Origin of the sequence: Streptomyces sp. IMTB 2501, assembly GCF_001953885.1 — a bacterium.
GTDB lineage: Bacteria > Actinomycetota > Actinomycetes > Streptomycetales > Streptomycetaceae > Streptomyces.
On record NZ_MQUS01000008.1, the window covers coordinates 298,470 to 319,163 of the forward strand.

Here is a 20,694-nt window from a genome sequence, read left to right on the forward strand (position 1 = left end):
CAAGAAGGTGTCGCAGACCACGGTATGAATGTGGCTTGAAAGTTACTGTTAGGGAAACCGCAGGCTGCGGAACCCCGTCTTCCTCTCTGGCCCTTCTTACTCCACGTGCGGTTATCCCTTTCATCCGCTCTAGTGACAGTATGTTATGAAAGGGTTTCTTACTCGATGAACCCAAAGGAGTCCACAGCGATGCCCCAACTCAGCGTCATCGTCTACGGACCGAACGCACAGGGGCATCTGACAGAGCTGTTGGATTCCCTGGAGGCCCATCCGCACTCCGACGCCGAGGTGATCGTCGCCGCGGTCGGCGACTGGGCGCGGGAGGCCGTCGCGGGACACGCCCCCGAAACGGTCGTCGTACCACTGCCGGAGGACACCGGTGACGCGGCGGCCCGGGCCGCCGGCGCCGCCCGTGCGACCGGCCGCTGGCTGCACTTCGTCCACGCCAAGGACAGCCTGCCGGCCGGCGCCGCCCGGCTGATCGCCGAGCGGACCGCCGAACTCGACGCCGCGGACGCCGAGGGCACCGCCGGGGCCGCGAGCGCCCCCGTGGACGTCCTCCTCCTCGACCACGTCAGCACCACCTGGCAGACCGCCGCCGCCCCTTCCCGCGACGGCCGCCTCCTCGCCGCCGTCGGCCGCGAGGGCCTGCCCCTGGACGAGTCCGCCGACCTGCTGCGCCTCACCCCGCTGCTCGGCAACCGGGCCCTGCGCGCCGACTTCTGGCGGGCGCACGAGGAGCACCTCACCACCGACGACGAGCCGTACGCCGCCCAGACCGCCCTGCTGCACGCCGGCCGCGTCGCCTGTCTGAACCAAGTGGCGTACGAACACCGCGAACTGCGTCCCGAGAGCCTGCCGCCGCGCGCCCCCGAGGACCGCTTCGCGCTGATCGAGCGCTACGAGTCGCTGCTCGCGCTCGCCAAGGACCGCCGTGCCGCCCGCGTGGTGGTGTACGACCTGATGATGCGCGACCTCGTGCGCACCTTCGCCGGGGAGAACCTGCCCGACGCGGTGGCCCGCGAGTTCTTCCGCCGGGCCTCCCTCGCCGCGGTCCGCTGGCGCCCCGAGTACCACGAGCGCCCCGCGGGCGTGGAGGGCGTACGGCACGCGCTGCTGGAGGAGGGCGCGTACACCAAGTACCGCGCGTTCCAGGCCGTCAACCGCACCCGCCGCGCCGCGAAGAAGGCCGTACGGACGCGTAAGAAGCAGGTCGGCGCCAAGCTCCGCGACCAGCAGTACCGGCACGCCCTGAGCCAGCCGGTCGACCCCAACCTGGCCGTGTTCGCCGCCTACTGGGAGCGCGGAGTGGCCTGCAACCCGGCCGCGATCGCCGCCAAGCTCCGCGAACTCGCCCCGCACATCCACCCGGTGTGGGTGGTGTCGAAGAGCAACGAGGCCCTGCTGCCGCCCGGCACGGACCATGTGATCCCCGGCACCCGCCGCTACTGGGAGACCATGGCCACCGCCAAGTACCTCGTCAACAACGTCAACTTCCCCAACGCGGTGGTCAAGCGCCCCGACGCGATCCACCTCCAGACCCACCACGGCACTCCGCTCAAGCGCATGGGCCTGGACCAGATGGAGCACCCGGCCGCCGCCAAGGGCCTGGACTTCGACGCCCTGCTGGGCCGCATCGACAAGTGGGACTACAGCGTCAGCGCCAACGGCCACTCCACCCGCATGTGGGAGCGTGCCTACCCGGCCCGCTACACCTCGCTGGACTACGGCTACCCGCGCAACGACGTCTTCTACTCGGCCACGGCCGCCGACGTCCGCGCCGCCCGCGAACGCCTCGGCATCCCGCGCGGCAAGACGGCCGTCCTGTACGCCCCGACCCACCGCGACTACGAGGCCGGTTTCACCCCGCGCCTGGACCTCGCCGAACTCGCCGACCGGCTCGGCGACAACACGGTCCTGCTGGTCCGCGCCCACTACTTCTACGGCGGCGCGGCCTCCCCGCTGACCGGACTGCGCCGCTCCGGCCGGATCATCGACGTCTCCTCCTACGACCCCGTCGAGGAGCTGTGCCTGGCCGCCGACGCGCTGGTCACGGACTACTCGTCGATCATGTTCGACTACGCCAACCTCGACCGCCCGATCGTCGTCTACGCCGACGACTGGGAGACCTACCGGACCACCCGGGGTGTCTACTTCGACCTGATGTCCGAACACCCCGGCCAGGTCGCCCGCACCCAGGAGGAGCTGACGGAGATCTTCGTCTCCGGCGCCTGGCGCGACGACAGCGCCGCCAAGGCACGAGCCGCCTTCCGGCGCCGGTTCTGTGAGTACGACGACGGACGCGCCGCCGAACGGGTCGTACGACGGGTGTTCCTGGGCGAGCCGGAGGAGGCCCTGCCACCGGTGATCCCGCTCGAGGAACGCACCCCCGCCCCGACCCCCGAGGAGGCCTCGGCATGACGACCACGACGACGACCCCGGACGTCACGGTCACCGTCATCGTGTTCAACGACGCGGAGCGCCTGCCCCGGGCGGTCGCCTCGTTGCGCGCGCAGACGCACACGAACATCGAGATCATCATCAGCGACGACCACTCCACGGACGACACGCCCACGGTGGCGCGTCAGCTGGAGGCACAGGACGACCGCATCCGCTACCTCCGTCTGCCGGAGAACAGCGGCGGCTGCAGCGCCCCGCGCAACCGGGCCGTCGACATCGCCCGGGCGCCGTATCTGATGTTCCTCGACAGCGATGACGAACTCCCGCCGAACGCGGTCGAGTTGCTGCTCGCCGCGCACCGCGAGCGCAAGGTGGACTTCACCATGGGCGCGGTCCGGCGGGTGCGGGTGGACAACGGCCGCCGTACGACGTGGATGCCGCACCTGGTGGCCGAGCGCCGCACGGTCGAGGGCATCGACGCGGACCCGCGGCTGCTCTTCGAGCACCTGTCGACGAGCAAGATGTACGCCCGCTCCTTCCTGGACCGGCACGAACTCCGTTTCCCGGAGGGCATCCACTACGAGGACCAGCTGTTCTCGGCGCAGGCGTACTGCCTGGCGAAGGCGTTCACGATCATCCCGGACCCGGTGTACGTCTGGTACATCGACCCGTACGCGGCGGCGGCCTCGGCGTCCATCTCCAACCAGCGGCACAAGGTCCAGAACGTGCAGGACCGGGTCAACGTCCAGCGCATGATCGACGACTTCCTGGTGGAGAGCGGACACGCGGGGCTGCGCGAGGACAAGGACTTCAAGTTCCTCAAGCACGACTTCCGGATGTACGCGGGTGACCTGCCCTACCGCGACGAGGAATGGCTCCAGGCGTTCGCGGACATCATGAACCCCTACCTGGACACCCTGTCCCCCGGCGCGTACGCCCGCCTCCCCCGCCCCGAGCGGGTGATCCTGGAGCTGCTGCGGGACGGCCGGCTTGAGGAAGCCGTGTGCGCGGCGCGCGGGCTCGGGAACGGGGTGGCGCCGAGGCAGGTCACGGCCGACGCGTCCGGAGTGCCGTACTGGGGCGACAGCGTGCCTTCCGACGACCGCGCCCGCCGCGAACTGGAGGTGTCCGACCTGGAGTTGGACACGCGTCCGTTCCCGAGCGCGCAGTTCCGTCATGAGATCACGGAGCTGACCCCCGGTCCCGGTGCCTCGCTCACCCTGGCGATCCGCACGTACGACCCGGGCCTGCGCCTGCCGGTCGGCCCGCAGCGCGCCAGCCTGATCCTGTCCCCCGGCAACCGCCGGATGACGGTCCCGTTCCGTCTGAACCCGATCCGTCCCGGTCTCTTCGAGGGCGAGGTCCACCTGGACCTGACGCAGGCCCCGCTCCCCCTCCAGGGCTTCGAAGGCGTACGCCACCCCCTGATCCGCCTTCAGCAGCAGGGCCTGTCCAACTCCGGTCTGCTGCTGGCCCCCCTGTCCTTCCCGACGCTCACGGCCCGCATCGACTACCGCTCCGGCGCGGCCCCGCACGAGCTCACCATCGAACCGGAGGGCCGCAACCCCGGCCGCCTGCAGCTCCGCTGGCGTCCGGTGGGAGTCACGGCTCGCGTGATCCGTCCGGTGGTCAAGCGAGTGGCCCGCCCCCGCGTCCGCAAGGCAGCGAAGCTGTTGTCCAGCGTGCTCAGGTAGAAGGCCGGGTTTCGAAGCGCCGGTGTGCCGAAGGGGCGCGGGCGACTGCGGGTCGGTTGTGGCTGACCGCGCAGTTCCCCGCGCCCCTTCACGCTTGCGGCAGCTCAGTGCACGACTCGGTAGAGGATCTGGTCGTCCGGGCCGGCGGTCACCTTCCGAAGGCCCGGGCCGGACAGGCTGCTCGGACCCACGACCCAGCGGACGCCGTACTCCCGCAGGATCCCCGCCCGCTCAGCCGCAGGCGTCCCCGCGGCGAAATACCGCTCGACCGCCGCCTCCCGGCGCCCCGCGTCCGGAAGGAACACATCCGGATACCCGGGCGCCACGGTGTACGCCCCGTACGCGGGGATCTGCCGCGCCGCAAACGTCCGGGCCATCACCACGTCCCCGTACTTCACCCACGGCGTGATCCAGTGATACCCCACCCACGGCTCCCGGTACTTCGCCGCCACCACCGAAGGCAGCGCACCCTTCCCGGTCACATACCCGAGCATCCCGGCCTGCGTCCACGCCCCGATGGCCAGCGCGGCGCCCAGCACACACGCCCACCCCACGCGCACCGCCCGCCGCCCGGCCGCCACGACCTCCAGCGCGGCGGCGAGCTGCGCCGGGATCAGCGCGGCCGGCAGGGCCCGGCCCCAGGAGTAGTGGCCGGTCAGCCCGCCCGCGGCGAACATCAGCGTCCCGAGGACGAAGAACAGGACCAGCGGATCCCAGCGGTCGCGCCGGAAGCGGAGCACCAGCGCCGCCACCCCGAGCAGCACCAGCCCGAACCGCTCGGCCAGATGCTCGTACAGCGGCTGGTGGATGGCCTCCAGATCCGCGCCGGCGGAGAAGAGCGAGAAGAAGTCGTAGTACGGCCACAGCCACAGCAGGACCATCCCGAGCGCCAGCGCGGCGGCCAGGCGCAGCAGCACCGTGCGGGCCGGTCGCGCCGCGATCACCATCGCCAGCGCGCCGAGGGACGCCACGACGCCCGTGAACTGGTGGCACAGCAGGATCAGCGCCCAGAGCACGCCGAGCCACAGCCACCGTCCCCACGCGGTCTCCTCGCGCAGCGCCCGCGTGAGCCAGGCCCAGAAGTGGAAGGTGAGGCCGAGCGCGAAGACGCTGGGGTACGACACCGTCAGCGCCAGTGAGTTCAGGCCCAGGAAGCCGGACCAGTTGAACAGCACCGGGCCCCAGAGGAAGAACAGGCTCAGCAGGGCCAGCGCGGGTGCCGCACGGTGCGCGGTCAGGGTGCGGACGTATCGCCAGACCCCGGTGACCAGCAGCGTCAGCGCGACGAGCGCGCCGAGCCGCAGCACCACGAACACCGACAGGCCGGTCACCTTGGCGACCAGCCCCAGCACCAGCATCCACGGCGAGTAGTAGGGGCTCGGCGTGTCCGCGTCGACCAGCGGATTGCCGGGACGGAACAGATGGTGGCTCAGGCGCTCGATGGTGGCCGCGTGCATGCCGAGGTCGCCCGCCCACGGCAGACGGACGATCACCAGGAGCAGCAGCGCCACGACGAGCGCGGCGGCCACCTGCGGCAGTATCCGGCCGGCCCGCGCGGCGCCGCTGTGCGGCTGTGTGCGGTTCAACGGCTCGGTGTCAGACGGTGCGATGTGCATCCTGCTGGAACACCCACGTGCGGTAGACGAGAAAGCGGAAGGCGGAGGCGAGCACGATCGACGCGGCCTTCGCCACGTTCGATTCCAGCACACTGTGCAGGCCGAGACCGTGGTACCCGACCCAGAACAGGCCGATTTCCATGACGACACCGAGGCCGCTGAAGACGAAGAACAGGATGATCTGGCTGCGCGTGCGCGAAGCCCGGTCACGATAGGCGAAGTAGCGGAAACCCAGGTAATTGGTCGCCATCGCGACACAGCTGGCCACAACGGTCGCGGTCATCGCCTGCCCGCCCAGACCGCGCAGCAGCAGGTTGAAGATCAGGAAATTGACAAGGACACCGCTACCGCCGACGATCCCGAATTTCACGATCTCCAGCACGACACGTGTGACGGGTCTGGCCGGAGCCGGCGCGGGGGGTGCCGGCGCCGGACGGGTCTCGGTGAGTTGAACAGTCACAGCGCCGACCCTATCCGAGAGGCGCTGATTAGCAGGAAACGGTAAATTCATTGATCATTTTTTACTAAGGACCAGCAAGAAGCGGAACGCCCCGGTCCGACTCCGCGTCGGGCCCGGGGCGGTCTCGCCGTCGTACCGCTACGAATGCGTGCGCAGCAGCGTCCGCATCGTCCGCATCGCCACCGAGAGGTTGGCGAGGTCGAACGTCTCCGAACCGCGGATCTCCTCCAGGGTGGCGCGCGCCCGGCTCAGGATGGGCGCGTTCTTCTGCTCCCAGGCCTTGAAGCGCCGCTCCGGAGTGGAGGTGCCGTTGCCGGCCGCGAAGACGTCCGCGGTGAGCGCCGCGTGCGCCGCGTACAGGTCCTCGCGGATGGAGGCGCGGGCCATGGACTGCCAGCGGTCGTTGCGGGGCAGGTCGCTGATGCGGTCCATCAGCTGGGTGATGTTCAGCCGGTCGGCAAGGTCGTAGTAGACCTCGGCGACGTCGAGCGGCTCCTTGCCCGTGCGGTCGGCCACCGAGACGATGTCCAGCGTCGGGAAGGCGGACGAGAAACCGGCCACGCGCGTGGCGAGCTCGTCCGGGACGCCGACCGCGGACAGCTCGTCGTACACGCGCTGGTACCACTCCAGGTCCGCGCCGCGCAGCAGCTTCGGCAGCTGCTGCCAGACCTGCTCGACCCGCTCGGCGAAGAACTCGACCGTCTCGGCGAGCTGGAGCGGCTGCGGCCGGTTGTTGAGCAGCCAGCGCGTGCCACGCTCGACCAGCCGGCGCGAGTGCAGCCGGATCCGGGTCTGGACGTCCGCGTCGACCTGGTTGTCCAGGGCCTCCACCGCGTCCCACACCGGCGCCGAGCTGAAGATCGTTCGGGCCGCGGTCTGCGCCCGGACGATCTCCTCCAGGGAGGCCCCGGTCTCCTCGCGCAGCCGGTGCAGATACGTCGTACCGCCCGTGTTGACCGTGTCGTTGACCAGCACGGTCGTGGTGATCTCGCGGCGCAGCGGGTGGTTGTCGATCGCCTCGGCGAACCGCTCGCGCAGCGCCGTCGGGAAGTACGCGTGCAGCAGGCCGCGCAGATACGGGTCGTCGGGCAGCGAGGTGTGCAGCAGTTCCTCGGCGACCGTGATCTTCGTGTACGCCAGGACGACGGCCGTCTCCGGGCCGGTCAGGCCCTGGCCCTGGCCGAGGCGCTCGCGGATCTGCCGGTCGGCCGGCAGGAACTCCAGAGCCCGGTCCAGATGGCCCTCGCGCACCAGGTGGCGCAGGAACCGCTGCTGGGCGTGGAGCATGGCGCCGGCCTGGGACAGGGCGTTGGCCAGGGCGGTGTTCTGCGCGTAGTTGTTGCGCAGCACCAGTGCGCCGACCTCGTCGGTCATCTCGGCGAGGATCTTGTTGCGCTGCTTGACGGTCATGTCACCGTCCGCGACCAGGCCGTTCAGCAGGATCTTGATGTTCACCTCGTGGTCGGAGGTGTCCACACCGGCGCTGTTGTCGATCGCGTCGGTGTTGATCTTGCCGCCGTGCAGGGCGAACTCGATGCGGCCGAGCTGGGTCAGACCCAGGTTGCCGCCCTCGCCGACGACCTTGACCCGCAGGTCCCTGCCGTCGACGCGGATGGCGTCGTTCGCCTTGTCGCCGACGTCCGCGTTGGACTCCGCCGAGGACTTCACGTACGTGCCGATGCCGCCGTTCCACAGCAGGTCGACCGGCGCGTGCAGGATCGTCTTCATCAGGTCGGCCGGGGTCATCTTGGTGACCTTGTCCTCGATACCGAGGGCCTCGCGGATGTGGGCGTTGACCGGGATCGACTTGGCGCTGCGCGGGAAGATCCCGCCGCCCGCCGACAGCAGCTCCGTGTTGTAGTCGGCCCAGCTGGAACGGGGCAGCTCGAACAGACGGCGGCGCTCGGCGTACGAGGTGGCCGCGTCCGGGACGGGGTCGATGAAGATGTGCCGGTGGTCGAAGGCGGCGACCAGGCGGATGTGCTCGGAGAGCAGCATGCCGTTGCCGAACACGTCACCGGACATGTCACCGATGCCGACGACCGTGAAGTCCTCGGTCTGCGTGTCCACGCCCAGCTCACGGAAGTGCCGCTTCACGGACTCCCAGGCACCGCGCGCGGTGATGCCCATGCCCTTGTGGTCGTAGCCGGCCGAGCCGCCGGAGGCGAAGGCGTCGCCGAGCCAGAAGTTGTACCTGTTCGCGACGTCGTTGGCGATGTCGGAGAAGGTCGCGGTGCCCTTGTCGGCGGCGACGACGAGGTAGGTGTCGTCCCCGTCGTGCCGGACCACGTCCTGCGGCGGCACGACCTCGCCGGCGACCATGTTGTCGGTGATGTCGAGCAGCGCCGAGATGAACGTCTTGTAGCTGGCGATGCCCTCGGCCAGCCAGGCGTCGCGGTCCTTGCCCGGGTCCGGCAGCTGCTTGGCGACGAAGCCGCCCTTCGCGCCGACCGGCACGATGACGGTGTTCTTCACCATCTGCGCCTTGACCAGGCCGAGGATCTCGGTGCGGAAGTCCTCACGCCGGTCCGACCAGCGCAGACCGCCGCGCGCGACCTTGCCGAAGCGCAGGTGCACACCCTCGACCCGCGGCGAGTACACCCAGATCTCGTACGCCGGGCGGGGCGCCGGCAGGTCCGGGATGGCCTGCGGGTCGAACTTCATGGACACGTAGTCGTGCGGCGAGCCGTCGACCTTCTCCTGGAAGAAGTTCGTGCGCAGGGTCGCCTTGATGACGGTCAGGAAGGACCTGAGGATCCGGTCCTCGTCCAGGCTCGCCACCTGGTCCAGCGCCGCGTCCAGCTCCTCCAGCAGGGCGTCCGTGATCTCCAGGCCGGCCTTCTGCCGGTCCGGTGACATCCGCGCCTCGAACAGCGAGACGAGCAGCCGGGTGGTGTGGACGTTGTTGCGGAGGGTGTCCTCCATGTAGTCCTGCGAGAAGGTCGAGCCGGCCTGCCGCAGGTACTTGGCGTAGGCGCGCAGCACCATCGCCTGCCGCCAGCCCAGCCCGGCGCTCAGCACCAGGGCGTTGAAGCCGTCGTTCTCCGCCTTGCCGGTCCAGGTGGCGGCGAAGGCCTCCTGGAAGCGCTCACGGGCGTCGTCGCCGAGGTACTCCCCGCCGCCCGCCCCCTTCGGCATACGCAGACCGAAGTCGTAGATCCAGGCGGTGGTGCGGTCCGAGCAGCGCAGCTCGTACGGCCGCTCGTCGGTGACCTCGACGCCGAGGCGGCTGAGCACCGGCAGCACGTGCGAGAGGGAGACCGAGCCGCCCTTCTGGTAGATCTTGAACCGGCGCTCCTCGGGACCTGCGCCCACCGGCTCGTACAGGCTCAGGCTGAAGGTCTTGTCCTCGCTGAGCTGCTCCAGGTGGACCAGGTCGGCGACAGCGGAGCGCGGGGTGTGGTCGGCCTTGTAGCCCTCGGGGAAGGCGTGGTTGTAGCGGCGCAGCACCTCGGCGGCGCGCTCCTCGCCGCACTCGGCGGTCAGCGCCTCGCCGAACGCGTCGGCCCAGGAGCGGGCTGCCTCGACCAGGCGGGCCTCGATGCGGTCCTTGTCGGCGTCGGACAGCTCGGGCAGCTCGGTGCCCGGCGGGACGCGGACGACGAAGTGCAGCCGGGAGAGGATCGACTCGGTGTTCCAGGCGGTGAAGTCGACGCTGATCCCGCCGAGCTCCTCCTTCAGGATGTCGATGATCCGCAGCCGGACACCCGTGGTGTAGCGGTCGCGCGGGAGGTAGACGAGGGCCGAGTAGTAGCGCCCGTACTCGTCCTGCCGCAGGTAGAGCCGCAGACGACGCCGCTCCTGCAGGTAGAGCACGCTCGTGACGATGGACTGCAGTTCGGCGACGGGCGTCTGGAACAGCTCGTCGCGCGGGTAGGTCTCCATGATCTGGAGCAGGTCGCGGCCGTCGTGGCTGTGGGGCGAGAACCCGGCGCGGTGCAGCACCTCGTCGACCGTGCGGCGGATCACGGGGACCCGGCGCACGGACTCGGTGTACGCGGCCGAGGAGAACAGCCCGAGGAACCGCCGCTCCCCCACGACGTTCCCGTCCGCGTCGAACTTCTTGACGCCGACGTAGTCCAGGTACGACGGCCGGTGCACGGTGGCCCGGCTGTTGGCCTTGGTCAGCACGAGCAGCTTGTGCTCGCGGGCCTTGGCCCGGGCGTCGGCCGTCAGCCGCTCGAAGGAGGGGCTGACCGGGTGCTGGTCGTCCTCGGCGTGCTGCGGGTCGGAACGCAGGATGCCGAGGCCGGTGCCGGGGACGGCGGCGAGCGTGTCGTCCTCGCGCAGCTGGTACTCGCGGTAGCCGAGGAAGGTGAAGTGATCGTCGGACAGCCAGCGCAGCAGCTCGCGGGCCTCCTCGACCTCGGGCCGGGGCAGGTCGCCCGGAACGGGCTCGCTCTCCAGGTCGGTGGCGATCCGGGTCGCCGCGTCCCGCATCTTCTCCCAGTCCTCGACGGCCTCGCGGACGTCGGAGAGGACACACAGCAGATCGGCCGTGATCTGCTTCAGGTCGGCGCGGTCGGTCTCCCGGTCGAACTCGACGTGGATCCAGGACTCGAAGTGCGCGTCGTGCGGCAGGTCGCCGGTCGGCGGGGTCGGCACGACCTCGATCAGCTTGCCGGTGAGATCGCGCCGGACGACGAACTGCGGATGGACGACGACATGGATGCCACGGCCGCGCCGGGTCAGCTCATTGGTGACCGAGTCGACGAGGAAGGGCATGTCGTCGGTGACGACCTCCACGACCGAGTGGCTGCAGGTCCACCCGTTCTCCTCCACGGTCGGGGTGTGGACCCGCACGTTCGCCGTGCCCTGGGGGCGGTTCTCGGCGAGCCGGTAGTGCGAGACCGCGGCGCCGAAGACATCGACCGGGTCGCGGTCGGCGAGGTCTTCCGGGGCGGTGTGCAGGTAGTAGCGCTGGAGGAACGCGAGTACGGACTCGCTGTCCGGGGTGCTCGGGGAGCCCTCGCCCGCGGTCCCGGTCGGTAGGTGCCCCCCGACCGGGCTGTTCTCAGCTACCCGGGCAGCCCTCTCGAGCAGCTCGGCCTTGGCTTCGTCCAGCTTGGTCTGCATTGTCCTCTGACTCCTGTCGCGCGCCATTGCGTGACGTAGAAGGAAGTACGGCCTCTTTCCCTCCGGCTCGACGCCACGGCCCGGGGTCTCCGGTCCGCTTCGACGCTATGCCGCGAGGTGAGATACGCGGGGGGAATTCGGCCATTCTCGACACGCCTGTCGGGTGTGACGCTGCTCTCGGCGCCGTCGTGTCCAGGGTTGTCCTCGGCGTCCCGGAAGCAGCTGCGGCCCCGTCCCGCCCGCGAAGACCAGCGACTGCCGCCCGGTCACGGAGGTGCTCCGTGCAACCCGGGCGCAGGGCAGGGACAGGATCGCCCCCGCGAGATATCGCGCTGATCACGCCACAAGGCTATCGCTCCTTACCCGGGGCTCGTCATGAGCCGTATGTGTACAAAACCAAGGTCCGAAGTTTGACGTTCTGCACAGGGGCGGGGTGGGGGGTGGTGGCGTATTTGGTGGGGGTGGCGGCGTCCGGAGGGCGGCGGTCAGTGGGTCCGGCGGGGAGGTGCGGACCGTGGGGGCTGTGGCTTCCGGTGGGGCGATCAGCTGATGCGTGGCGGGGGCGGGGCGTCCGGTCGCGGTGGGAGAGTCGCGACCGCACTCTGAGTACAGGGCACCCCGGCATCGGGCGGGGCCTCGGCACCCGGAGGCGGACCGGAATCGCGACGGCCCTCTTGGCAAGCGCGGCCGGTGTTGGCACGTTGCCCTGGGACAGTGCGTCCCGCCAGCAGTACAGGAGCACCTCGGAGCACCCGGAGGAGCCGACATGCCCGCGAAGATCCTGCTCGTCACCGGCGACGCGGCGGAGTCCCTGGAAGTCCTCTACCCGTACCAGCGTCTGCGCGAGGAAGGCTACGAGGTCCACGTCGCGGCCCCCTCCCGCAAAACCCTGCGCTTCGTCGTCCACGACTTCGAACCCGGCTACGACACCTACACCGAGAAGCCGGGCTACACCTGGCCCGCCGACCTGGCCTTCGCCGACGTGGACCCCGGCGAGTACGTGGCCCTCGTCATCCCCGGCGGCCGGGCCCCCGAGTATCTGCGCAACGATCCCGAACTCCGCAAGATCCTCAAGGCGTTCTTCGACTCCGACAAGCCGGTCGCCCAGATCTGCCACGGCCCCCTGCTCACCGCGGCGATCGACAGCCTGCGCGGCCGCCGCGTCACGGCGTACCCCGCGCTCGAACCGGACATGCAGGCGGCCGGAGCGAGTTTCCAGGACACCGAAGCCGTGGTCGACGGCACCCTGGTCTCCTCCCGGGCCTGGCCGGACCACCCGGCCTGGATGCGCGAGTTCCTCAAACTGCTCCGAGCGAAGGCACCGGCGACCTGAGGGGACGGCGGGTCACCTTTCACCGCGGGTCCGTCGTGGCTGGTCGCGCAGTTCCCCGCGCCCCTGGGGAACTGCAGCGCCGCCGCCTGCGCGGCCCCGCCGTGGCTGCGGGCCGAACCCACCACAGTTGCGGACATTCGCAGGCCGCCGCCCAGCCAGAGCACTGGGCACCGCCCCCGCCCGGGCCCACCAGGACCCGGGCGGCGCGGCTACGCCGCTATCCGCTGCGCTTCCTCCACCGCCTCCGCCAACGTGTCGACCACCGGCACCCCCACTTCCTCCAGGCTGGCCCGGCTGTGCGACCCCCCGGTGTACAGAACAGCCCGCGCCCCCGCTCGCCGCGCCGCGACCGCGTCATCCGCCGCGTCCCCGATCACCACGGTCCGCGCAGGCTCCACCGCACCGCTCAGCGCCGCCAGATGCCGCACCATGTGCGTCGCCTTGCTGCCCCCTGACGGCCCCGTACGCCCGTCGACCCGCAGAAAGTGCGGCTCGATCCCGAACCCCCGCACGAGCGACACCAGTTCCTCGTGCACATACATGCTCAGCAGCGACTGACTGTGCCCAGCCGACCGCCACCCCGCGAGCAGTTCCGCCGCCCCCTCGGTCAGCCCGCACCGCCCCCGCTGCTCGGCATAGTGCTGATGGAAGACCCCGTCCATCAGCTCCCACTCGGCATCGGTCGGCAGCCGCCCGATCAGCCGCTCATAGAACTTCGGCACCGGCACGCAGTACAGCGACCGGTACTCCTCCAGCGTGACCGGCGCGAGCCCCAGCTCGGCGAAGGCCGCGTTCGTCGCCCCGATGATCGCGTCATTGTCGTGGAACAACGTGCCGTTCCAGTCCCAGACGATGTGCGCGTTTCCGTGCATCCCCATGCCAAAAACCGTACCCGCCCCCACTGACAACGACGGCCGCCGACCGAATCCACCAGGTCGGGCCGGGTCGGATCAGGCGAGCCCGACCAGGTTCGGGATCTCCTGCGTGGCGTACCACAGCAACTCGTGATCGTCCGCACCGTCCACGACGAACTGCGCGTCGTCGTCCCCACCGTCGGCCGCCTCCACCGCGTCCGCCGCCGCGGCCACGTCCCGCCCCGCGTCCTCGGCGTCGACATGCACCGCGGCCGCCTTGGCGAGCGGCACGGTCACGGTCACCGTCACCTCACCGAGGGCGGACGGGTCGAGCCCACGGTCCGGGTCCACGCTCGCGGCACCGTCGGCCACGTCCACGGCGACCACGACCCGGCGTCGTACCGCATCCGGATCCGCCGCCAGCAGCCGCAGCGAGGCCAGCGCGGCCCGGCTGAGCGCGGCGTACTCCAGCTCCTCGATGTCCTCGGAGAGGTGCCACTCGCGCAACGCGGGCGTGACGGCATACGCGACGAAGGGGCCGGTCCCCAGCTCACCCGTCTTGTGCGCCTCGGCGAGACCAGGGAGGGTCAGGGGGACGTAGACGCGCATGCTGGCCGCTCTTTCCTGTTCAAAGGCTCCGCTGGGCCCCGGGAAGGCCGGCTGCCGCGTGTCCCGGAGAGCCTTCAGGATACGTGCGCCCGTCCCCTTTCGGGTTTGTGCCCACACCCCGGGAGCCGTCCACTTCCGGGCCACGCGTTCACCCGGTGCACCCGCGACATCATGGGGATCAGCGCCCCCTTCATCCCCCTGATGGGTGAAGCCGCGGGACCCTCCCGAGCCCCGCCCGCCGTCCTTGCCACCCCGCTCCCGACCCCCGTACAAGATCCCCACCAGGAGTTACCGCCCGGTATCAGCCGGGCCCGCCGAACGGGGACCGCATGAACAAGGTCATGAGCCGCACCGCCCAGCCCCGCCCGCGTCATCGCCCGCCGACCCGCCACGACACCCGCCGCCCGGGCGGTGCCCCGCCGAGGAAGCCGTCGACCAGGGGCAAGCGAGAAATGCCACCAGCCGCGCCGCGGAACGCGAGTACGGCCCGTACAGCGCCGGAGACCGCCTTGCCGCCTGTACGCCCCACCGACGCCTTCGCCGAGCGTCTGCTGGCCGTCCTGAGCGGTCAGCGGCCCGTCCACTGGATGCTCCGGCACACCGTGGGCCGTGCCTACGACGACCTCGCCCGCCTCGCCGAACGCAGTCCGCTGCGCGCCCGAGGCTCCCGTCCCGTCGTCCACGACATCGGCTACTACGTCCCCAGCGAGGGCGCCCTTGAGGTCTTCGCCCGCATCTCCGCCGGCGACCAACTCCGCGCCCTGGCCTTCCGCCTGGAGCTCGGCCAGGACCTCCGCTGGCGCTGCACAGCGGTGGAAACAGGCCCCCGCCCCGCCGCGGCACAGGGCGCCTGAGGGTGCAGGACGGCTGAGGACTGGCGACGCAGAAGGGCCGGGCCCCGTAAAGGAACCCGGCCCTTCGACACAGCCGGAGCGCCGCAGCCAGCTGCAGCCGTTTACTTCTTGCGGCGCCGACCGCCCTTGGCCTGCCGCCGCCGCTCGGCCCGCGTCAGTCCGTCCGACTCGGACCGCACCGGCTCCTCGTCCTCAAGGTCGCGCTCCACGATGCCGCCCTCGCCGTCCACGGTCGGCGCCGAGAAGTGCATATCCCGCCGCTGCGGAACGTCCAGCCCCTTCGCACGGATCTCGGGACGCGCCCCGGCCTGCGCCGGAACCGTCTCCTGGACCCCCTCGCCGACCGGCTCCGCAGCCTCGACCGGGACCTCCTCGACCTGCTGCTCGACCTGGACCTCCAGGTTGAACAGATAGCCGACGGACTCCTCCTTGATGCCCTCCATCATCGCGGTGAACATGTCGAAGCCCTCGCGCTGGTACTCGACCAGTGGGTCCTTCTGCGCCATCGCGCGCAGGCCGATGCCCTCCTGGAGGTAGTCCATCTCGTAGAGGTGCTCGCGCCACTTGCGGTCGAGGACCGACAGCACGACCCGGCGCTCCAGCTCACGCATGATCTCGGAGCCGAGCTGCGCCTCCCGGGCCTGGTACTGCTCGTGGATGTCGTCCTTGATGGACTCGGAGATGTACTCGGCGGTCAGACCGGCCCGGTCGCCGGCGGCCTCCTCCAGCTCCTCGATGGTGACCTTCACCGGGTAGAGCTGCTTGAAGGCACCCCACAGCCGGTCCAGGTCCCAGTCCTCGGGGAAGCCCTCGGCGGTCTCCGCGCCGACGTACGCGTCGATCGTGTCGTCCGTGAAGTGCTGGACCTGCTCGTGCAGATCCTCGCCCTCCAGGACGCGGCGGCGCTCGCCGTAGATGACCTCACGCTGCCGGTTGAGGACCTCGTCGTACTTCAGGACGTTCTTACGGGTCTCGAAGTTCTGCTGCTCGACCTGCGACTGCGCGGACGCGATCGCGCGCGTGACCATCTTGTTCTCGATCGGCACATCGTCCGGCACATTGGCCATGGACATCACGCGCTCGACCATCTGGGCCTTGAACAGGCGCATCAGGTCGTCGCCCAGGGAGAGGTAGAAGCGGGACTCGCCGGGGTCGCCCTGACGGCCGGAACGACCGCGCAGCTGGTTGTCGATACGGCGCGACTCGTGCCGCTCGGTGCCCAGCACGTACAGCCCGCCGAGTTCCTTGACCTCCTCGAACTCGGCCTTGACCGCCCGCTCGGCCTTCTCCAGAGCGGCGGGCAGGGCCGCGGCCCACTCCTCGATGTGCTCCTCGGGGTCCAGGCCGCGCTGGCGCAGCTCCGCCTCGGCGAGGTCGTCGGGGTTGCCGCCGAGCTTGATGTCCGTACCACGGCCGGCCATGTTGGTCGCCACGGTCACCGCGCCCTTGCGGCCGGCCTGGGCGACGATCGTCGCCTCACGGTCGTGCTGCTTGGCGTTCAGCACCTCGTGCTGGATGCCCCTCTTGGAGAGCTGCTGCGAGAGGTACTCCGACTTCTCGACGGAGGTCGTGCCGACGAGGATCGGCTGGCCCTTCTCGTGCTTCTCGGCGATGTCGTCGACGACCGCCTCGAACTTGGCGACCTCGGTGCGGTAGATCAGGTCCGACTGGTCCTTGCGGACCATCGGCTTGTTGGTCGGGATCGGGACCACGCCGAGCTTGTAGATCTGGTGGAACTCGGCGGCCTCGGTCATCGCCGTACCGGTCATGCCGGAAAGCTTGCCGTAGAGGCGGAAGAAGTTCTGCAGGGTGATCGTGGCGAGCGTCTGGTTCTCGTCCTTGATGTCCACCCCTTCCTTCGCCTCGATCGCCTGGTGCATGCCTTCGTTGTAGCGGCGGCCGGCGAGGATACGGCCGGTGTGCTCATCGACGATCATGACCTCGCCGTCGATGACGACGTAGTCCTTGTCGCACTTGAAGAGTTCCTTGGCCTTGATGGCGTTGTTCAGGTAGCCCACGAGCGGGGTGTTCACCGACTCGTAGAGGTTGTCGATGCCCAGCCAGTCCTCGACCTTGGAGACGCCGGACTCGTGGATGGCGACCGTGCGCTTCTTCTCGTCGACGTCGTAGTCGCCGGTCTCCTCGATGCCCTTGAGCGGGTTGCCCGCCTCGCCCTTCTTCAGGCGCAGGACCAGCTTGGCGAAGTCGCCGTACCACTTGGTGGCCTGGTCGGCCGGGCCGGAGATGATCAACGGCGTACGGGCCTCGTCGACCAGGATCGAGTCGACCTCGTCGACGATCGCGAAGTTGTGGCCGCGCTGCACCAGTTCGTCCTGCGACCACGCCATGTTGTCGCGCAGGTAGTCGAAGCCGAACTCGTTGTTCGTGCCGTAGGTGATGTCGCACGCGTACTGCTCGCGGCGCTGGGCCGGCGTCATGTTGGCGAGGATGCAGCCGACGCTCAGGCCCAGGAACTTGTGGACGCGACCCATCATCTCGGAGTCGCGCTCGGCCAGGTAGTCGTTGACCGTGACGATGTGGACGCCGTCGCCGGAGAGGGCGTTCAGATACGCGGGGAGCGTGCCGACGAGGGTCTTGCCCTCACCGGTCTTCATCTCGGCGACGTAGCCGAGGTGGAGGGCGGCGCCGCCCATCATCTGCACGTCGTAGTGCCGCTGGCCGAGCACGCGCTTGGCGGCCTCACGGACGGTGGCGAACGCCTCGGGGAGCAGGTCGTCCAGGCTCTCACCATCGGCGTACCGCTGCTTGTACTCCTCGGTGAGGGCCCGCAGCTCGGCGTCGGAGAGGTCGACGAAGTCCTCTTCGATGGAGTTGACCTGGTCCGCGATGCGGTGCAGCTTACGCAGGATCTTGCCTTCGCCTGCACGCATGATCTTCGAGAGGACGGACACGGGGGTTTGTCTCCTTGCCGGTCGGGCCTGGGACGGTCGGTTTCCATTTGACTTACTGAGCAACGGCCATCGTATGCGAGGACCCGGCTGGGCCGGGAGGCCTGGCGACCCGACGGCTGCCTCATCCGGGACAACGGACGGCGCACGGCGATAGTGCCGCATCGGCGCGAGGAATTGCGCGAAATGTGATCACGCGCTCACACGCAGCGAAAATCGATGGCCGCCACGCGGGCGGCCGAGCACAATCGGCCGATGGAACCCGTCACACTCACCACGGATCGCCTGGTCCTGCGCACGGTCGGCCCGCACGACACCCAGGCCGTGTACGGCGCCGCGCAGGATCCCGACATCCAGCGCTGGACCACGGTGCCCTCACCGTATCTGCCCGAGCACGCGAGCGGCTTCACCGAGGAAATGGTCCCCGATGGCTGGGCGCAGGGCTCGATGTTCACCTTCGGAGTCTTCCTGACCGGCGGGGAACTCGCCGGCATGCTCGGTCTCACCATGCGCTCGCTCGGCGTGGCGGAGGTCGGCTTCTGGGCGGCCAAGGAGCACCGCGGCCAGGGTTATGTCACCGAGGCCACGCTCACCGCCTGCCGGTGGATCTTCACCGAGGTCGCCGTCGACCGGGTCGAGTGGCGTGCCGAGGTGGGCAACCACGCCTCCCGCGCGGTGGCCGAACGCGCGGGGTTCACCGTCGAGGGCACCCTGCGCTCCGCGATCAACAACAAAGGGGTACGCCGGGACTGCTGGGTCGGCTCCCTGCTCCCCTCGGACATGGGCCTGCCGTCCACGGCGCCGTACCTGCCCGCCCGCTCCTGACACCGGCGTCTGCCCAGGTCACCGCGGACTGTCAGTGGCGCCGTCTATCGTCCGGGGGCATGACGACCCTGCCGCGCCCGACCACCTCCCTCACCGCGGACGACGCCCGCCGTATCGCCCTGCGCGCCCAGGGCTTCCTCGGCGCTCCCGACCGGCGGGCCGGAGTCCGCGGTGTGCTGCGCCATCTCGGCGCGGTCCAGCTCGACACGATCTCGGTCCTCGCCCGCTCCCATGAGCTCGTGCCGTACGCCAGGCTCGGCGCGATCAGCCGCAAGACGGTCGAGTCCGCCTACTGGCAGCCCTCGTCCGTCGGCGTGTCGCCGGCCCGCCCCCATGCATTCGAGTACTGGTCGCACGCGGCCTGCATCCTCCCCGTCGAGGAGTGGCCGCACTTCGCCTTCCGCCGCCGCGCCTACCGCGACCGCCCGCACTGGAACCACGAGCTGCCCGACGGCACCTACGACCAGGTCATCAAGCAGCTGCGCGCGGAAGGCCCGCTGACCTCCACGGAACTGGGCGGCGCGAAGAAGACGAACGAGTGGTGGGACTGGTCCGGCACCAAGGTCGCGGTGGAGCGCGCGCTGATGTACGGCGAGGTGGTGTGCGTAGAGCGCCGCGGCTGGAAGCGGGTGTACGACCTCGCCGAGCGCGCCGTCCCGGACGCGCTGCTGCACGACGAGCTGGACGACACCGAGTGCCTGCGCCGCCTGGTCCGGCTGGCCGGCGAGTCCCTCGGTGTCGGCACGCGCGCTGACATCGCCGACTATCACCGGCTCAAGGGCGAGCAGGTCGACGCGGTCATCGCCGACTCGGGTCTGGTCCCGGTCGAGGTCGAGGCCTGGGGCAGGCCGGCCTGGGCCGATCCGGCGGCCCTGGCGGCACCGCCGCGCGGCCGGCACCGCACCACGCTGCTGTCGCCGTTCGACTCGCTGATCTGGGAGCGGGCACGCACAGAGCGGATCTTCGGCTTCACCCACCGCCTGGAGGCGTATGTGCCCAAGCCGAAGCGGGTCTACGGCTACTTCGCCATGCCGGTGCTCGCGGGCGGCCGGCTGGTCGGCCGGGTGGACCCGGCGCGCGAGGGGCGCACGCTGGTGGCCAAGCAGGTCACCGTGGACGGCCCTAAGGCGGTCCCGGCGATCGCCCAGGCCCTGCTCGAGGCGGCCACCTGGGTGAACTGCACGGACGTCCGCGTGGAGCGGGTGGACACCCCGGAACTGCGCGAGCCCCTGACGAGGGAACTGGCCCGCACGCTCGCCTAGCGCGTCTCCGGTCAAACAGCGCAGACCGCTCGGACCGTTACCGGATCTCGAGGATCTTCTCCCGCATGGCATAGACCACGGCTTCCATCCTGGAGTGCAGCTGGAGCTTCTCCAGGATGTTGCGGACGTGGTTCTTCACGGTGTTCTCGGAGATGAACAGCTCCTTGGCGATGTCCCGGTTGTTCATCCCGGTCGCCACGAGCTTGAGGACCTCCAGCTCCCGGTCGGTCAGCCGCGGCGCGGGCACCAGCCGGCGCTCGTCGGTGCGCTGGATCATCGACTTGAACTCGGTGAGCAGCTTGGACGCCATGGACGGGCTGATCTGCGACTGCCCGTCGGCCACCGCGCGAATGGCGGTCGCCACCTCGTCCGTGGAGATCTCCTTGAGGAGGTATCCAGTCGCGCCCGCCTTGATCGCGTCGTAGAGGTCGGCCTCCTCGTCGCTGATCGTCAGCATGATGATCTTGGCGCTGGGGGCGACCTCCTTGATGGAGGTGCACGCCTCGATCCCGCCGCGCTTGGGCATGCGGACGTCCATCAGCACGATGTCGGGCAGTAGATCGGCGGCCTTGTCCACGGCCTCGGCGCCGTCGCCGGCCTCGCCGACGACCTGGATGTCCTCCTCGGCCGCGAGCACGATCTCCAGTCCCCGCCGGAAGAGGGCATGGTCGTCCACGACCAGGACTCTGATCGGCTCCGCGCGTACGGATCCGGCGTCCGGGCCCATGCCGATGACACCGTCGTCGCCATCCTCGTCCCGCATCGGTCCGAAGGTGTCCGCCATCGTTCCCTCCCCCTGAGG

Annotated in this window: 13 protein-coding genes; 6 read left to right on the forward strand and 7 right to left on the reverse strand. The window is 69.9% G+C overall.

Features of this window, described 5'->3' with window-relative positions; translation table 11 throughout:
• Positions 1–189: 189 nt before the first annotated feature.
• Together AV521_RS16915 and AV521_RS16920 are read left to right on the forward strand one after the other, a co-directional pair.
• Positions 190–2,421 carry a CDP-glycerol glycerophosphotransferase family protein gene (locus AV521_RS16915; protein WP_076089142.1) on the forward strand — a complete coding sequence of 744 codons (2,232 nt, stop codon included), beginning with the start codon at positions 190–192 and terminating at the stop codon, positions 2,419–2,421.
• Positions 2,418–4,094 carry a glycosyltransferase family 2 protein gene (locus AV521_RS16920; protein ID WP_076089144.1) on the forward strand — a complete coding sequence of 559 codons (1,677 nt, stop codon included), beginning with the start codon at positions 2,418–2,420 and terminating at the stop codon, positions 4,092–4,094. Before AV521_RS16915 ends, AV521_RS16920 begins: the two co-directional genes overlap by 4 nt.
• A 104-nt stretch (positions 4,095–4,198) precedes the next feature.
• Here AV521_RS16920 and AV521_RS16925 read toward each other — a convergent pair whose 3' ends face one another.
• The 3 genes from AV521_RS16925 to AV521_RS16935 form a co-directional block, all read right to left on the reverse strand.
• Entirely contained in the window at positions 4,199–5,710 is a 1,512-nt protein-coding gene (locus AV521_RS16925; protein ID WP_371917043.1) for a hypothetical protein, read from the reverse strand.
• A complete protein-coding gene (locus tag AV521_RS16930) occupies positions 5,691–6,092 on the reverse strand; it encodes a GtrA family protein (RefSeq protein ID WP_256725571.1) in 402 nt (133 codons plus the stop codon). The genes AV521_RS16925 and AV521_RS16930 overlap by 20 nt, the downstream gene beginning before the upstream one ends.
• Before the next feature lie 216 nt (positions 6,093–6,308).
• Positions 6,309–11,246, reverse strand: coding sequence for an NAD-glutamate dehydrogenase (locus tag AV521_RS16935; RefSeq protein WP_076089150.1), 4,938 nt, complete (start codon positions 11,244–11,246; stop codon positions 6,309–6,311).
• Between the two features lie 766 nt (positions 11,247–12,012).
• Here AV521_RS16935 and AV521_RS16940 point away from each other — a divergent pair.
• A complete protein-coding gene (locus AV521_RS16940) occupies positions 12,013–12,579 on the forward strand; it encodes a DJ-1/PfpI family protein (protein ID WP_076089151.1) in 567 nt (188 codons plus the stop codon).
• Positions 12,580–12,788: 209 nt separating this feature from the next.
• Here the strand turns inward: AV521_RS16940 and AV521_RS16945 are convergent, their stop codons facing one another.
• Both AV521_RS16945 and AV521_RS16950 read right to left on the reverse strand, forming a co-directional pair.
• Positions 12,789–13,457 (reverse strand): HAD family hydrolase, encoded by a 669-nt coding sequence (locus AV521_RS16945; RefSeq protein ID WP_076089153.1) that lies wholly within the window; start codon positions 13,455–13,457, stop codon positions 12,789–12,791.
• Positions 13,458–13,529: 72 nt separating this feature from the next.
• The gene (locus tag AV521_RS16950) at positions 13,530–14,042 is read right to left on the reverse strand and encodes a hypothetical protein (protein WP_076089155.1); all 513 of its coding nucleotides are present in this window, start codon (positions 14,040–14,042) and stop codon (positions 13,530–13,532) included.
• Between the two features lie 329 nt (positions 14,043–14,371).
• On the opposite strand from AV521_RS16950, the gene AV521_RS16955 reads away from it, so the two are divergent.
• Positions 14,372–14,896, forward strand: a complete 525-nt coding sequence (locus AV521_RS16955; protein WP_076089157.1) for an Rv3235 family protein — start codon at positions 14,372–14,374, stop codon at positions 14,894–14,896.
• A gap of 101 nt (positions 14,897–14,997) precedes the next feature.
• On the opposite strand, the gene secA is transcribed toward AV521_RS16955, so the two are convergent.
• On the reverse strand, positions 14,998–17,808 hold the full coding sequence (secA, locus tag AV521_RS16960; protein WP_076089159.1) for a preprotein translocase subunit SecA: 2,811 nt from the start codon (positions 17,806–17,808) through the stop codon (positions 14,998–15,000).
• Between the two features lie 252 nt (positions 17,809–18,060).
• Here secA and AV521_RS16965 point away from each other — a divergent pair, with 252 nt between their 5' ends.
• Positions 18,061–18,630 carry a GNAT family N-acetyltransferase gene (locus AV521_RS16965; RefSeq protein ID WP_076089219.1) on the forward strand — a complete coding sequence of 190 codons (570 nt, stop codon included), beginning with the start codon at positions 18,061–18,063 and terminating at the stop codon, positions 18,628–18,630.
• Between the two features lie 59 nt (positions 18,631–18,689).
• Positions 18,690–19,892, forward strand: coding sequence for a winged helix-turn-helix domain-containing protein (locus tag AV521_RS16970; protein ID WP_076089161.1), 1,203 nt, complete (start codon positions 18,690–18,692; stop codon positions 19,890–19,892).
• Positions 19,893–19,929: 37 nt separating this feature from the next.
• Here the strand turns inward: AV521_RS16970 and AV521_RS16975 are convergent, their stop codons facing one another.
• A complete protein-coding gene (locus tag AV521_RS16975; RefSeq protein ID WP_023550070.1) occupies positions 19,930–20,676 on the reverse strand; it encodes a response regulator transcription factor in 747 nt (248 codons plus the stop codon).
• Positions 20,677–20,694 lie beyond the last annotated feature (18 nt).

What these genes read in the sequence shown, in the direction of transcription:
- AV521_RS16940 (WP_076089151.1), top strand. Translation starts at nt 12,013, where the DNA reads ATGCCCGCGAAGATCCTGCTCGTCACCGGCGACGCGGCGGAGTCCCTG.
- AV521_RS16975 (WP_023550070.1), bottom strand. Translation starts at nt 20,676, where the DNA reads ATGGCGGACACCTTCGGACCGATGCGGGACGAGGATGGCGACGACGGT.
- AV521_RS16970 (WP_076089161.1), top strand. Translation starts at nt 18,690, where the DNA reads ATGACGACCCTGCCGCGCCCGACCACCTCCCTCACCGCGGACGACGCC.
- AV521_RS16945 (WP_076089153.1), bottom strand. Translation starts at nt 13,457, where the DNA reads ATGGGGATGCACGGAAACGCGCACATCGTCTGGGACTGGAACGGCACG.
- AV521_RS16935 (WP_076089150.1), bottom strand. Translation starts at nt 11,246, where the DNA reads ATGCAGACCAAGCTGGACGAAGCCAAGGCCGAGCTGCTCGAGAGGGCT.
- AV521_RS16950 (WP_076089155.1), bottom strand. Translation starts at nt 14,042, where the DNA reads ATGCGCGTCTACGTCCCCCTGACCCTCCCTGGTCTCGCCGAGGCGCAC.
- AV521_RS16920 (WP_076089144.1), top strand. Translation starts at nt 2,418, where the DNA reads ATGACGACCACGACGACGACCCCGGACGTCACGGTCACCGTCATCGTG.
- AV521_RS16925 (WP_371917043.1), bottom strand. Translation starts at nt 5,710, where the DNA reads ATGCACATCGCACCGTCTGACACCGAGCCGTTGAACCGCACACAGCCG.
- AV521_RS16915 (WP_076089142.1), top strand. Translation starts at nt 190, where the DNA reads ATGCCCCAACTCAGCGTCATCGTCTACGGACCGAACGCACAGGGGCAT.
- AV521_RS16965 (WP_076089219.1), top strand. Translation starts at nt 18,061, where the DNA reads ATGGAACCCGTCACACTCACCACGGATCGCCTGGTCCTGCGCACGGTC.
- AV521_RS16955 (WP_076089157.1), top strand. Translation starts at nt 14,372, where the DNA reads ATGAACAAGGTCATGAGCCGCACCGCCCAGCCCCGCCCGCGTCATCGC.